This is a genomic window from Nostoc sp. DedSLP04, assembly GCF_034530775.1.
In the GTDB taxonomy this organism is placed as follows: Bacteria; Cyanobacteriota; Cyanobacteriia; order Cyanobacteriales; family Nostocaceae; genus Nostoc.
Map to the genome: position 1 here is coordinate 1 of NZ_JAVRCL010000111.1, position 13349 is coordinate 13349.

Annotated in this window: 13 protein-coding genes and 2 pseudogenes; 5 read left to right on the forward strand and 10 right to left on the reverse strand. The window is 41.0% G+C overall.

Features of this window, described 5'->3' with window-relative positions:
* Positions 1-956: 956 nt before the first annotated feature.
* Positions 957-1262, reverse strand: coding sequence for a helix-turn-helix transcriptional regulator (locus RMX89_RS33685; RefSeq protein ID WP_322692036.1), 306 nt, complete (start codon positions 1260-1262; stop codon positions 957-959).
* A gap of 146 nt (positions 1263-1408) precedes the next feature.
* Here RMX89_RS33685 and RMX89_RS33690 point away from each other — a divergent pair, with 146 nt between their 5' ends.
* The 4 genes from RMX89_RS33690 (at position 1409) to RMX89_RS33705 (ending at position 6998) form a co-directional block, all read left to right on the forward strand.
* Positions 1409-2410 (forward strand): hypothetical protein, encoded by a 1002-nt coding sequence (locus RMX89_RS33690; RefSeq protein ID WP_322692037.1) that lies wholly within the window; start codon positions 1409-1411, stop codon positions 2408-2410.
* Between the two features lie 1113 nt (positions 2411-3523).
* Positions 3524-4498: a DNA/RNA non-specific endonuclease gene (locus tag RMX89_RS33695; RefSeq protein ID WP_322692038.1), complete on the forward strand. Its 975-nt coding sequence runs from the start codon at positions 3524-3526 to the stop codon at positions 4496-4498.
* Positions 4499-4567: 69 nt separating this feature from the next.
* Positions 4568-5761, forward strand: coding sequence for a trypsin-like peptidase domain-containing protein (locus tag RMX89_RS33700; protein WP_322692039.1), 1194 nt, complete (start codon positions 4568-4570; stop codon positions 5759-5761).
* A gap of 694 nt (positions 5762-6455) precedes the next feature.
* The gene (locus RMX89_RS33705; RefSeq protein WP_322692040.1) at positions 6456-6998 is read left to right on the forward strand and encodes an Hsp20/alpha crystallin family protein; all 543 of its coding nucleotides are present in this window, start codon (positions 6456-6458) and stop codon (positions 6996-6998) included.
* A gap of 284 nt (positions 6999-7282) precedes the next feature.
* Here the strand turns inward: RMX89_RS33705 and RMX89_RS33710 are convergent, their stop codons facing one another.
* From RMX89_RS33710 to RMX89_RS33740, 7 genes are all read right to left on the reverse strand, one after another.
* Entirely contained in the window at positions 7283-7654 is a 372-nt protein-coding gene (locus RMX89_RS33710) for a hypothetical protein (protein WP_322692041.1), read from the reverse strand.
* On the reverse strand, positions 7645-8406 hold the full coding sequence (locus RMX89_RS33715) for a ParA family protein (RefSeq protein WP_322692042.1): 762 nt from the start codon (positions 8404-8406) through the stop codon (positions 7645-7647). Before RMX89_RS33715 ends, RMX89_RS33710 begins: the two co-directional genes overlap by 10 nt.
* A gap of 309 nt (positions 8407-8715) precedes the next feature.
* Entirely contained in the window at positions 8716-9126 is a 411-nt protein-coding gene (locus RMX89_RS33720; RefSeq protein WP_322692043.1) for a KGK domain-containing protein, read from the reverse strand.
* 329 nt (positions 9127-9455) lie between these two features.
* On the reverse strand, positions 9456-9704 hold the full coding sequence (locus RMX89_RS33725) for a hypothetical protein (protein ID WP_322692044.1): 249 nt from the start codon (positions 9702-9704) through the stop codon (positions 9456-9458).
* A 265-nt stretch (positions 9705-9969) separates the two neighbouring features.
* A complete protein-coding gene (locus tag RMX89_RS33730; protein ID WP_322692045.1) occupies positions 9970-10377 on the reverse strand; it encodes a hypothetical protein in 408 nt (135 codons plus the stop codon).
* Between the two features lie 70 nt (positions 10378-10447).
* Complete coding sequence (locus RMX89_RS33735; RefSeq protein WP_322692046.1) at positions 10448-10807, reverse strand: hypothetical protein; 360 nt, start codon at positions 10805-10807, stop codon at positions 10448-10450.
* Positions 10808-11026: 219 nt separating this feature from the next.
* Positions 11027-11284, reverse strand: coding sequence for a hypothetical protein (locus tag RMX89_RS33740; protein WP_322692047.1), 258 nt, complete (start codon positions 11282-11284; stop codon positions 11027-11029).
* A 343-nt stretch (positions 11285-11627) separates the two neighbouring features.
* Between RMX89_RS33740 and RMX89_RS33745 the strand changes: the two genes are divergently transcribed.
* On the forward strand, positions 11628-12644 hold the full coding sequence (locus RMX89_RS33745) for a PDDEXK nuclease domain-containing protein (protein WP_322692048.1): 1017 nt from the start codon (positions 11628-11630) through the stop codon (positions 12642-12644).
* Positions 12645-12865: 221 nt separating this feature from the next.
* Here RMX89_RS33745 and RMX89_RS33750 read toward each other — a convergent pair.
* Together RMX89_RS33750 and RMX89_RS33755 are read right to left on the reverse strand one after the other, a co-directional pair.
* A pseudogene (locus RMX89_RS33750) lies at positions 12866-12961 on the reverse strand (ATP F0F1 synthase subunit C); the annotation flags it as partial.
* Between the two features lie 113 nt (positions 12962-13074).
* Positions 13075-13302, reverse strand: a pseudogene (locus RMX89_RS33755) (tyrosine-type recombinase/integrase); the annotation flags it as partial.
* Between the last annotated feature and the right edge of the window lie 47 nt (positions 13303-13349).

Consider the following 13349-nt stretch of genomic DNA (forward strand, 5'->3'; position numbering starts at 1 on the left):
TCTAATTCTATTTGATTCGCGTTCTCTCATATCGCTTTTAGTCTAAACTCCAGTTGATAAACATCATACACAGTTTCTGGGATTGAGTTCATTTGAATCACTCCAACTTCAATTTGTCACTTCAATTAATTACGTCAAATAAATAGCGGTTATTTGATACAAATGGGAGAAATATTTGCTGTGACATAAATGAGCAATTATTAATCTAATCAACTGCATGTATCTCGAAGCAACCAAACTATTTTATCAAACATCTCCCATTATTTATGACATTTTAGCATCAATCACATGGCACGAAATTTACCCTTTTTACTATTAATTTATGGCCAAGTAAAACATCTAAAACTCTCATAAATCAGCAATAAAATAACATTTGTAAATCCTCAACTGTCATAAATATTTATCACAAGTATTTATGACGCTTCAACCCTCAATCAATTTGATTAAATTGAGGATTTTTGTTTACTTAAAAAACAAACCGGGGACTCATGTCCCCGGCTTCGGGTTGATATTTAATTTTGGCTTTTTTTGTTTTAATTTCTTTTGTAATTATATCTATATAACCAGTCGAAATGCAAGCTGACTTCAAAAAAAGCGTAAACTTTTATTAGAGATGCCTATATTTTTTGGCGATGCCAACGGCGGGCGTAGCCATCGCACTTTATCGATAGCAAGTTTGTGATTACCCATCCAGTGGCTTCACAGCCTGGGCAAAGTAGCCGCTTCAAATGCTCTGTTTCGAGTGGTTGTTTCCCATCCCAGCCGTCGGTCGGGGGGAACTACAAAAACGCGATCGCTTCATGAAGATTCCTTCCCAGAGCAAAAAATAAATTATCCCAAAGAATTAATTCATAGGTATTTCATTAATAATGATAATCATTATTAATTAGGAATATTTTATTTTTTGGAAGTCCCTCAGAAGTTTTTTGTATGGAAGCTAGGGTAATCATATTACCCTAAGACTCCTCTACATAGCGCGAAAACAACTCCCAAATCTTTAATCCCAAGCCGTGAGCCAGCTTCTCAACATTTTCGAGTGTTGGGCTACGTTCGGCACGCTCTATAAGCGATATATATGTCCGATCAAGATTACTGATTTGAGCCAACTGTTCTTGGGTTAAGTCGAGTTCGCGCCGTTGCCGACGCACGGCTTTAGCAAATCGAGTTTTAATGTCTTGGCTGTCGTTTAATTGGATCACGACACGATCATCAGTCAGTGCTGACAAAGCGTCTACGGACAAAACGTCGCTATTTGCAGACAAAACGTCTAAAATGATAATATTCTCAATAAACGAGTCAGTATATTACCAAATAAGTCTCTGAGGAAAGAACAAAAAGAAAACCGTCTGTGATGTCTGCACAGGATAATCAAAAAGCCAAATTACTGTGAGTAATTACTCAGGATTTTGTGTTTTACATAAAAGTTGATGCTCTAACTGGAGAAATTATGGAAGAAAAGTATTTATCACCAAAAGAAGAATTAGAATGCAGTAGAACAATAGCTTCTCTAATTAAACGCAATAAGGAACTAGAATATTTCCTCTGGTATTTAAAGTTCAAAGTTTTTAAAACCGATAAAAGAAAATCTCGTCAACATGGCTCTTTTTCTCAAGTTTGTACTAAGTTATATCAAGATAAAAATATTTCTTTAGCTCCAAGTACCTGCTATGAAATTGCATGGGCTTATGAAGAAAAAAGGCTGATTACCGAAGTAATACAAATAGATATATCTCATGTAAACCTTTCGGTACATGCACGACTACAGTTAAGAAAAGAGACAAGTATAGAAATTAAAACAAAAATAATTCAAACTGCCTTATCAGATTGTATTGGCAAAAAAAGTATCACACAAAAAGATATAATAAATGCCAAAAATAAAATTTTTCAATACTTACATGAGAAAGAAAAATTGCTGTCGATATCAAATAATCAAACAACTAAAATTGGAATTGCAAAAACGTATGCAGTTGGTGTAGATAGTGGTGTAAGTCCTTGTACGAACGAGGTTATTAACAATCAAGGGGTTCCGTTCTATCCCAATAAACCAATTTATACTTGGCAGGGGATGCGGTTTCGCTCAAAAGCCGAAGTTCAAATAGCAAAAGCTCTTGACCGTGTTGGTGTCCTCTTCATGCCCAATTGTTTAGCCCGTCTTACTGATCCAAGAAAAACTGATAGCAGAAGGAACATGGAAGCAGATTTTTTCGTTTTTTATGAAGGCAAATGGGGCATTCTTGAAGTGGATGGCCCTTCTCACAAACCAGAAAGCCGAGTAAATGAGCAGGAGCGAGACCGCCTTTTCCAGCATAATGGAATAGCAATAATTCAACGTTTTATTAATTCCAGGTGTGAGCGGCATCCAGATGATGTTGTTAGGGAATTTTTGCAAATAATTAAGAAGATAGGTTAATGTAGCAATCCGAATTGAAACTTGAGAAAATGCGTAGGCAGAAAGTACGTATTTATAAGTATTTCAGCAATTTTATTTATTGTCCCTGAACTTTATCCTGCATTAGGTTTATTGACATTTAGTGCTTTTCTCTTAGCGCTGAAACGCAAACAGCAATCAGTGTTAGCAATACGGGGTATTGCAACCAAAAGCCTTCATATATCTTAATGACAATCGAAGTAATAAACCATTCGCTTTAAAGTGCGATCGCGGAATTCGAGGAATTAACAAAAAAGTAGGTCAAAGGGTGGTATGAGCCATCCTTTTTTACTTATAAGAATTTGGCTTACCAGAGCAGCACTTCTAATAACCTAGATTCTCATAAGTAATTGATGTTGCTGTTTTAGTCTCGCCAAAAATCAATGATGCCAAATGGCCTGCTAGTCTTGGACGGACTGGAACGGCGATTGCTGGTGCTGCTGGTCTTGCTCAAAGTAGCAAAAATGAGCCGGACTTTTCAGTAAACAAGGGGGGACAACTTGGAAGTTGAAACTCCAACCTTTGAAGCAACTGACCAGCATTAGGTGTTGCTGCTTTCCATAGGAGGTATTTTTATGGCGACGCCCTCACCGGGGATATGAATGAATTGAGAAGACTTTGAGGCTTGTATTCCACGTAATAGCCCATTCGTGTAGCTCAACGTGAAAAACGTTCCTAAAAATGCTGTAAATTCTCAAATTTACTTAGCGTTGCTCAATCACCTATTACAGCAGATTTTTCACAAAAAGGTAATTATCTTAACCTTTCCTTATTATTTACTTAAATAAGACCTACACTGGTTTGACATTAGTATTTACTCATTAGCTTTGGTTGACTAATTCTGATTGTGAATTAATTTACTGATTATGTCTTTTTTCTGCACAATTCCAGGATTAATATTTTTCCTTTGTTAGAGTAATTGAAAACGATTATACAGTTATTGACAATACTATTAAGGAGTATAGAACATCTGCTCTGTTTGAGGTTTAGAGAGCCAACATGTGGTAACGCCAGGCTGATTTTAAAATTTTATTGGTGATGCCGAAACGCCCCGAACAGAGGTGTTCAGAATCTCTACATAAGAGGAGTTATTTTATGGATTCGCGCGAAGTGACGTTAACGGTTCCTGTAAGCATCACAGTACGTATCGGGAACAGCCCGGAAGTTTCCACGCCTACCGAAAGCTTTACATCTGAATTGTCGCAAGAAGCCGCTCGTCCCCGTTCGTACTACCAAGGTTACAAGGGCTACAACTCGGAATTTCTGGGTATCGCCGTCCCCTTACCTAAATTGACTGACGAGCAACGGCGGAACGCCGCCAAGAACAGTGATGCTGTCCAGGGTGACGATCCAACCGTGCTACCCTATAACCACTTCAGCATCGTTATGAATCGTCGCCGTCAGCTTGCCTACTATACCGTTGTCAATATTGACGGTAGCCAGAGTACCGACCTGTCACGTGAAGGGGATCGCTGGTATTTCGATTCCCGGATTGCGGAATCGGAGCAGATTGGCGAGGCACTTTATCGCCGCAACGCCTTGGATAGAGGCCATCTAGTTCGCCGCCTTGATCCGGTCTGGGGTTCTCTGGCCAGTCGCGCCAACGATGATACCTTTCACTTCACGAACTGCTCTCCTCAGCATGAAAAATTTAACCAAGGGCAAGACCTGTGGCAAGGACTGGAAAACTACATCCTGAACAACGCTGATGCGCGCAACCGGAAGGTCACGGTGTTTACTGGTCCGGTGATGGATGACCAAGATCCCATCTACAAGGGTGTTCGTCTTCCGCTCGCCTTCTGGAAGATCATCGCCTACGTGAAAGCGGACGGCACACTGGCAACAGCGGCGTATGTGCTGGAGCAAGGCAAGTTAATTCAGGATATGCTGCGCTTTGAAGCCGCTTTCGATTCTGGTACTTATCGGGTCGCACTAGACCACCTTAAGGAACGTACTAATCTTGACTTCGACTATTTGAAAGCGCATGAGCTGCCGCTCTCCTCAGATGGACTCGAAGCAGGCCGGGATCGTATCCGCCTTCAGGAAAACTACGAAAACCTAAGCCTGTAGCTATTTTATCTGAATCGTAAACCCTAGCACGGCCTCATCCTGTTTTGTCGCACGCAAGAAGGAAAAAGTATGATGGAACTTCCCCGCCAGGTTCAGCAAGAAATAACCCAGCGTTTGACAGCATCAGAAAAGGAGCGAGAAAAGACTCGCCAGTATCTTCAGCAGGGCGAGCTTTTGAAAGCAGACAGCCCAGAACGTATTGAGAAGCGAAAGATGCGGTTGCTGGCGAACCAAAGCCTGACTATGATTCTAAGCAAGGAGAATCGTGAGGCCCTAGCCACCAGTCCGGTCGGCGAAGCCCCAGAGTCAGCGCAACGTGCCTTGGAACGTCAGATCGGCGGCAATGACACCCAGCCCTGCTGGTTTCTCACGCGGGGGACAGAGCTTCGCCGAACGGTCGGGCGCATTCACATCCGTGACGCAAGTCGGCGCGTTGGATGGGGAACTGGGTTTTTGGTTGCCCCAAACCTCATGGTGACTAACCAGCATGTCTTAGATTCGCTGGAGACAGCGCGGTTCAGTCGGGTAGAGTTTGACTATGAGGAGACTTTTGAAGGAGAAGTTCTGCTCTCCGCCATTTTTGACCTCGCCCCAGAAATCTTTTTCGTCTCTCATCCGGCCCGGGGAGGTATGGACTACGCCTTAGTGGCCGTTACCGACCGTGCCCGTGCCGACAGCCGAAGACCGGACGCGAACCTCGCCGAGTTTGGTTACAACGTTCTTGTTCGAGAAGAGGGCAAACTGGCCAAGGGCGAGATGATCCACTCCATTCATCACCCAGAGGGACAGCCACGTCAGGTGAGCCTGCGCGAGAATCGGCTAACGGCGCTGCAAGACATGTGGCTGCACTATGAGACGGACACTCAACAGGGTTCCTCTGGTGCGCCGCTTTACAATAACCAGTGGGAGATTGTGGGAATTCATCATGGCGGAGTCGAGAAGCGCGATAGCGAGGGGAACATTCTGGCAATTGGCGGAAGTCACTGGACACCACAGATGGGAGAGCGCCAGAAATGGTGGTACGCCAACGAAGGACTACGTATCAGCCGTTTTGTCGCTGATGTCGAGGCACAGGTAAAAGCTGCTTTGGACTCGAATGCACCTCCAGTTGCTGATCGTGTCGTCACTCAAGCAGGACATGCGCTCTTCGAGGCAATACTGAAACCTTCACAGAACCGCGCTGTCCCAACTCCATCTCCGACCGTGGAGGGTGATGGTTCCTTTGTCCCTCAATCCTCACACGGAGGCTTTAACCCGGAGTAATCCCCTACCGAGTAGGTCTGCTCCTAAAATAAGGCGTATCTGCCAGACCGCAGTTATAGAAACGTCATATCCAGGGGGAAGTTTGCGCTGAAAAATGAAGACTACCGTTGAAAGTTAGCGCTCGTGTTACACGTTAGAGCCATTACGTGTAATAGCTGCCTATATATATTGATCTTACGCGATCGCTTTTTTGGCATTGAGGCGACAATCGTGTAATTTGGGTTTAGATGGTAGACAGTAGAGCATATACTCTGTGGTTGCTCTCCGCACGCCCCCCTGAAAATCAAATCTATTAATGTTTAAATCCCAAAATTTTTGGGAATACTAAGTTTACGTTTTTACGTGCCATAAATATACACTTTACAACCCTGAATAAATTGCAATCTCGATAGAGTTGGCATTTCTCCAGGGTTTTTTATATGCAATAGGTTTATTAGCCCAAAGTCTGTACAGTACTAAATAGCCTAATCCCAAGATTTCGATACGGGAAATGCGACTGCTCTTTGTACGGTTTACCCAATTGTTTGAAAATTTTCGCTTGATTAAATTACTTAGTAGAGAGAAGCAATAAAGCTTCTCTACAAAAGTAGAGGTTGAGTAATTTTAAATGCTTTCAACCTCTCAATTGAATCACCTCTAAAACTTCGTTCAATTACCTTCAAATGAATTAGAAAGTTAAGGAGAAGACACAAATATGGCACTTATTCGTTGGGAACCATTTCGAGAAATAGAACTGCTACGTCGTCAAATGGATCAAATCTTCTCTGAAATGGCAACAGCCTCGCGCGGTAACGAAGAGATTTCTCAATCGATTGAAGCGGCGTGGGTTCCTGCTGCTGAATTGCATGATAATGGTTCTTCTTTACTATTGAGAGTCGAAATTCCAGGTGTAGAGGCTAAAGACCTGGATGTTCAAGTAACTCAGGAGGCAGTTTCAATTTCTGGTGAACATCGTTACCAAAAACGTTCCCAATCCAAAGGTAACGTTCGTTCCGAATTTCGCTATGGCAAATTCACTAGAGTAATACCTCTGCCGAACAAAGTTCAGAATCAACAAGTTCAGGCAGATTTGAAAGATGGGATTTTAAATCTGACTTTGCCCAAACTGGAGCAAGAACAGAATAAGGTATTCAAAGTGAATTTAGGTCAAGCTCAAGGAGCAACATCTGCCATAGAAGCTGGTAATGGCAACGGGCAAAGCAATACTACATCCGAGCAAAGCATTCAAACTGTTTAATTGAGATATTCTTTAATCTCAAATAAATCAGAGTTTCTCTATCCTGTATCAAGCAAGTTATAAACCTCAGCTAAGTTGATTAGTTGGGGTTTTTGCCAGAGTAAATATTTGCTTTTGGGTTAGGGCAGAATATGTACTGTACTCTGAAGAAACAAGCCAGCCTGATGTAGCAGCAAGCTCTAGCCCTTTGAGGTGCTGTAGTGAGTGATTCTAGAACTCGACGTAAAACGTCTTACTTTGCTGGTGGCGATCGCAAATAAATTGTCTTAGAGTCACTAAATTCTTTATTCTAGATTCTTTATTCTAGTTTCTAGATTCAATAGTGCTGACTGCAAATTCTCCTCTGAATCAATCTCTTCCCAGTTTACGGGCATTGCCTTGAACAATTCCAAAGCAGCTTGCACCCAAATTTCTTTCGGTACTTTAGCACCATGCTTGCGCTTACCTTTTTTTAGTAGATCGTTGAGCCAGTCGTTCAGTTCAATAGGCAGGCGCAGATTGACTGCTTCTCTATCACCTTTAATCAAGAATCTAGAATCAAGATTATTGATTATTTCTGAAGTTGACTGAGTTTCTACCTCAGTTTTGTTAAAAACCCCTTTTGCTAAAGGATTAGCACCGAGAACTGAACGCGACTTATTTTTATTTACTGCCATTTATAAACCTCCGATACTAATTCGCGGTAAGAAGAAGCACCTACACCGTTTGGGTCGTACTCAAAAATAGATTGCCCGTGAGAAGGTGCTTCTCGGATTTTCACCGTCTCAGGAATCACCGTCTTAAACATCTTTGAGCCAAAATGCTCAGTTAGGGCATCCAAAACTTCTTTACTAAGATTGTTCCTGCGGTCATACCGAGTTGCCAGCACACCTGCTATCGCAATGGGATGATCTAGCTGATCTCTAACCAAAGTCAGAGCGTGTTCAATTCCTTGAACGCCCAACAATCCTAAATAGCTCATGTCTACTGGGATGATTACCCCATCGCTGGCCATCAGTGCGTTGATGGCAAACACACCCACGTTAGGCGGACAATCTATCAGCACAAAATTATATTTATCTAATATTGGAGCGATCGCTTTTTTGAGTAGCAGTTCTCTGCCTGGACGACCAGATATTGGAATTTCTTCTTCTGCCAGCAAGATGTTAGATGGTATTACATCTACACCACTAGCAGTTGTCACCAGTACCTGTGCTAGCGGAACCTTGTGCTGCAACACATCTTTTAGCTGAAATTCTAGCTGCCAGATGGGAATCCCTAGTGCAGCACTAGCGTTTCCTTGTGGGTCGATATCAATAACTAATACCCGCTGCTTTTTAAACTTGACCAGACCCACAGCTAAGTTGTAAACGGTGGTCGATTTCGCCACCCCTCCTTTCATGTTGAAGACAGCCAGTTTTTGGGTCACGTTTACATTTGACTCAGTTTGCTTATGTGGCAAATATTATACATGATATATTCAATATTATATATTCTTGATTATTTATTCTTTAATCTAGATTATCTGACTCATACAGCCATAACACGTGAGCTAGGAACACACTAGATATAGCAATTGGGGAGCTATTGCTCTGACTGATAGATCAGGAAATAGAAATTAGTTGATCTAAGTGTCAAAGCTCTACAGTCGGCGCTTTGAAAGAGATATCGTCAAAATCACCTTTTGCAGCCTGATGTGCAAACCCTTAAGTAGTGCTATTCGCCTTTGTATTGTTGCTTATATCATTTTCCGAAGATCATCTAAAGGCGATTCATGCTCATCAGGTTCATCAGGGCAGAATTCTAAATAAACTTTATCTTGCTTCTGGCCGCTCATTGATTTACTTACTTGAATTTTCAGCTTTCCTTTCTGCCAACCTTTGCTACCTATTCTAAGAATTTGGCAGTTTTTGAGAAAGTGAGATTGAATTTCACTTAATTCGATACGTTCTTGACCAATAGAGACTTTAGCGAATGAGTTAATAACTAAATTGTCGGCTTTTTGAGTTTGCTGATTGTAAATTTGTTGATGTACCTTATTATTCATATCTGTAGAGAGCAGTTCTTTTAATCTACTGATTTTAAACGTATCTTTTTCAAAAAGAATGACATCCTCATCACAGGTTAAAGGTGTAAATTCATTATTCATATTTAAGATTTACTAAAAATAGCTAACTTGAGAAATATCAGCCTGGTTTGACAAGGTATTTAAATTTTATTATTCCCTATACAATCCGAAAACTATAAATACCTAAGATAAAAATTAAATATTGAGGGTATGAACAAGGTAGAAACTTGTTGGACTAGATACTTGCTTTTAGCATGATTCTAATACTTTCAAAAGCACAAAAGATTGAACAAAAAAAGCAATGAATCCATCACATTCATTGCTAGCAAGCTTTCCAAATATCATATATTTAATTTAACTAGCTGTAATAGGAATTACCTCTTTCTGCCCTAAAACCAAACCAAAGTAGTTCAAAGTAGAAATGTATGTCCGCAGGAAGGGCAGGTGACTACCTTACTGGCCCCAAGACCTGCTAAAACTCCTCCAATCACAGCCCCCGGAATAGTTCCAGCAATTCCTCCCAAAGGCCCCGCCACGATGCCTATGCGTGAACCAAACCAAGCACCAGCTGCTGCACCTGCAATAACAGATCCAGTAGTCGCTAAATGGTTCTCAGCTTCAAATTGATGCCCGCATTGTTCACATACTACTTGAGCCATAGAAATACCCTAAATCCTTCTCTTTATATAAGGATTCCCAAAAATGCTTACAGTTTAACTAGAACACTGATTTCATATTGCCAAAAATTACACACCTCGGCTCAATACCACTTACACCATTTACCGCTAAGAGAGCGATCGCTCTGCGGGTTAATCAGGGGTTGAATTGATAATCACCTTTTCCGCCAAAGACCGCGATCGGTAATTTTTGGCTGCTTTCTTCTTCACAGGGATGTCGTGAAACTAGTGTTTTACGATGTAGAAATTAAAAACTCTCATTTAGGATTTGATTGTAGAGATAATTTTCTAATTCTGTGTCTACTTTTAATGCAAAACGAATTTCTCTATCCTTAATATGAGGAAACCATGATTTTCCAAACCGATTAAGTAAGCTACCTCCTATTTGTGCTGCTCTTTCAATTTCATACTGTAAATATAAAGCAGTTACAAATGCAGCTACTCTTGCTTGGTTTTCTCTATCCTTTCTTATGCAAGTACTAATTGCTATCTTTACAGCTTCTTCAGGTGAATGAAGATTGACGTTTCCTGTTGCAACCTGTATACTATCAAAAAAAAATAGTCCTAATTTGTAGACTTGTTTTTTAGTTTTTTCATCATTAGCTAAACTCCAAAATAAATTAACTGCTATTTGTTCAATAGGTAGAGGAAACATATATTTTTCTAAGTTAGAAATTGATAATAAACCATGTAAACTAGTTTGACCAATTCTACACAGCCAAAATTTACCTCCTCACAAACCTATCTAAAATACTTTTGGCACAAGTATAAAGTTTTATGTCATTGCCATTGTGAGCAAGTAGGTAAAACACTTCCCATTCATCGGGCGTAATACTTAAATACTCCCCTGGTTTATAGTTATCTGCGGATGCTCTCATTTTTAGACTAGAACCTGTTTTTGATTTAATCTTCAGGTAGCGTCCCCTATATCCTGTTTTGCGAACCTTGACTTCCCATAAACAACTGCTACTGTCTTGTATATTAGCCTCACCTAAATCTTCTTTACCACCATGCCATAATTCGTTCCATATTGCCTCACTACCTTTAGCTAATTTATAGAACATTACAACATCAGATGGATTCATACTTTTTTTTTCAAAACTAGGGATATGGAATTAAAGTATTGAAAATTTGAAAATAACTTACTCAAATAAGCTTGACAAATTATTGTTGGGATAAATGAGCATTTTTACGGGAATATTTCTGTGTTGGACTAAGCTAGACTAACTCCTCTTTTATGGCATTAAAGGAATTGACCTTTGCATACCTAAAAGAAAAGATTCTATCTTCACAGTCCACTACAGCTAGCTGCTGGCTACTGGTCGATAGATGGTAAAACCGTTAGCTTCGTTCTGATTTGTATAAGGATAAACAATACTTCCGCGAGGTTCGCGCACACCTTCTGCTTGTTTTTCGTTTTTTACGGCGTGTTCAGCACAGATATAAGGACAAGTGGAATCTTGCTCTGAAAATACTTCACCACCGTCATTTAAATAAAAGTCATACAAAATTACTTCAAGTTCAGCAGGATGATTACAACCTGGCACGCAGCATTGACGCATATTTTTGTACAAATTATTACTTTTTTATAGTTCCCATTTTTTCTGCAAAACTTGTACATGGAAAGCGATTTTTTTTTCGGGGGAGATAGGACTGGCCATGCGGTAAGATGACCAAATGTCCAAATCTGAGCAATTTGTCATCTACCAGCTTCATATTTTTATCTTGGGCATCAGCCCCATGATTTGGGGGTTCAGCCGGGATACCTCGCCCTTTCGTAGCAATGGACAGGAATGTACGTAATGGTGAGGCTCCATTTAGCGTTATTGGTTTGGATCGTCCTATCTTGCATAAAGAATTGTTTGGAGATTTCAGACGCAGTTGGCTCTCGTTGGGGTTTGAGTTATGAGTGATTTAACGGTTAATGATGGTTCATATCAGCAGTTGTTAGATCGCATTGGTGAGTGTTTGGCGTTGGGGCGACAACGGGCTTTTGAGCAGGTTAATTCAGTTTTAGTAGAAACTTACTGGCAGATTGGGCGTTATATTGTCGAGTTTGAGCAAGCGGGCAAGGAACGGGCAGAATATGGCAGTAAGTTGTTACAGGTGCTTTCACGAGATTTGAAAGCGGCGTATGGTAAAGGGTTTAGCCGTTCTAATTTGCAGTATATGCGTCTGTTTTATTTGAACTATGAGAATTGCCAAACACTGTCTGGCAAATTGAGTTGGTCGCACTATACGGAGCTTTTAGCTATTTCCGATGATTTGGCGCGGTCATTTTATGAGCAGCAGTGCATCCAAGATCGCTGGAGTGTGCGGGAGTTGAAACGCCAGAAGGATTCGGCTTTGTTCGAGCGGGTGGCGTTGAGTAAGAATCGGGCAGAGATTTTGGCACTGGCTAAGGATGGGCAACGGATCGAGTCGGCGCGGGATGTGGTCAAAGATCCTTATGTGTTCGAGTTTTTGGATTTACCAGACCGCAATTATCGTGAGAGTGAGTTAGAAAATCGTTTAATTGCTGAGTTAGAGAAGTTTCTACTTGAGTTGGGCAAGGGGTTTGCATTTATTGGGCAGCAATACCGAATTACGTTAAACAACACGCATTTTTTTGTGGATTTGGTGTTTTATCATCGCATTCTCAAGTGTTTTGTCTTAATCGATCTCAAAACGCGAGCGGTGAGTCATCAGGATATTGGACAGATGAATATGTATCTAAATTATTTTCGCGCTGAGGAGAATATGAAGGATGACAACGAGCCGATAGGGATTGTGTTGGCGCGAGATAAGGATGAGATTTTGGTTGAGTATGCGACGGGTGGTATTTCTAATCAGCTTTTTGTGTCGAGATATCAACTTTATTTGCCAGATCCAGAGGTTTTAAAGCAGGAGTTAAGGCGGCTTTTAGAGGTAAATGATGGGTGATGTTCCCTGCCCTATCTCTTGACATGTCGCCTAAATCCCATTTCCCGACATTTTTCCCAATTCAAGCCTTATAAGAAACTGATTCAACATAAAATATTTTATGTTGAATGATTATAAAATATAGAGCAACAAATAAATTGTCACTCTATATTTGTATATTCTCACTTACCGAGTAGTTGGATATTCGGTGCAGGACTTCCGGCACGCTGGCTAGGGTTAACAGCGGACTCACCTTGACCTATACCAGGGCCAATCGCAGCTAGACCAACTGCGAGAGCGGCAGCTATAACTGAAGCAGCACTAACTAATGGATCCATAATGCTCCTTTTACTTTTTTAAATCGGATGCAATTTAAATGTTACAGATAAACAACTAGCTATACAATAGCTGGTTAAAAACATCCTACTTATCCCACCTTTCCTACTTTTTTCTAACCAAAATCCCTATTAGGGATAATGTGCGTCAATTTCAAGTTTTTATCTGTGTCTAGCTCTACACCATTAATAACCACAGGTGACAGCATCGCCAAACTCGCCGCCGCCCCTAACACCTGCTCGTCAGTCACTTCCAAATAACGCTGCAACTGTTCCAAATTCCGATGCCCTGAGATTTCCTGAATTACCCGCAGTGGGATGCCAGCGTTACTCATGTACTGGAGTTTAGACTAAAAGCGATATGAGAGAACGCGAATCAAATAGAATTAGA

Coding starts and splice junctions, on each gene's coding strand:
- RMX89_RS33700 (WP_322692039.1), top strand. CDS start 4,568: ATGATGGAACTTCCCCGCCAGGTTCAGCAAGAAATAACCCAGCGTTTG.
- RMX89_RS33725 (WP_322692044.1), bottom strand. CDS start 9,704: ATGGCTCAAGTAGTATGTGAACAATGCGGGCATCAATTTGAAGCTGAG.
- RMX89_RS33730 (WP_322692045.1), bottom strand. CDS start 10,377: ATGTTTCCTCTACCTATTGAACAAATAGCAGTTAATTTATTTTGGAGT.
- RMX89_RS33740 (WP_322692047.1), bottom strand. CDS start 11,284: ATGCGTCAATGCTGCGTGCCAGGTTGTAATCATCCTGCTGAACTTGAA.
- RMX89_RS33705 (WP_322692040.1), top strand. CDS start 6,456: ATGGCACTTATTCGTTGGGAACCATTTCGAGAAATAGAACTGCTACGT.
- RMX89_RS33720 (WP_322692043.1), bottom strand. CDS start 9,126: ATGAATAATGAATTTACACCTTTAACCTGTGATGAGGATGTCATTCTT.
- RMX89_RS33710 (WP_322692041.1), bottom strand. CDS start 7,654: ATGGCAGTAAATAAAAATAAGTCGCGTTCAGTTCTCGGTGCTAATCCT.
- RMX89_RS33735 (WP_322692046.1), bottom strand. CDS start 10,807: ATGAATCCATCTGATGTTGTAATGTTCTATAAATTAGCTAAAGGTAGT.
- RMX89_RS33745 (WP_322692048.1), top strand. CDS start 11,628: ATGAGTGATTTAACGGTTAATGATGGTTCATATCAGCAGTTGTTAGAT.
- RMX89_RS33695 (WP_322692038.1), top strand. CDS start 3,524: ATGGATTCGCGCGAAGTGACGTTAACGGTTCCTGTAAGCATCACAGTA.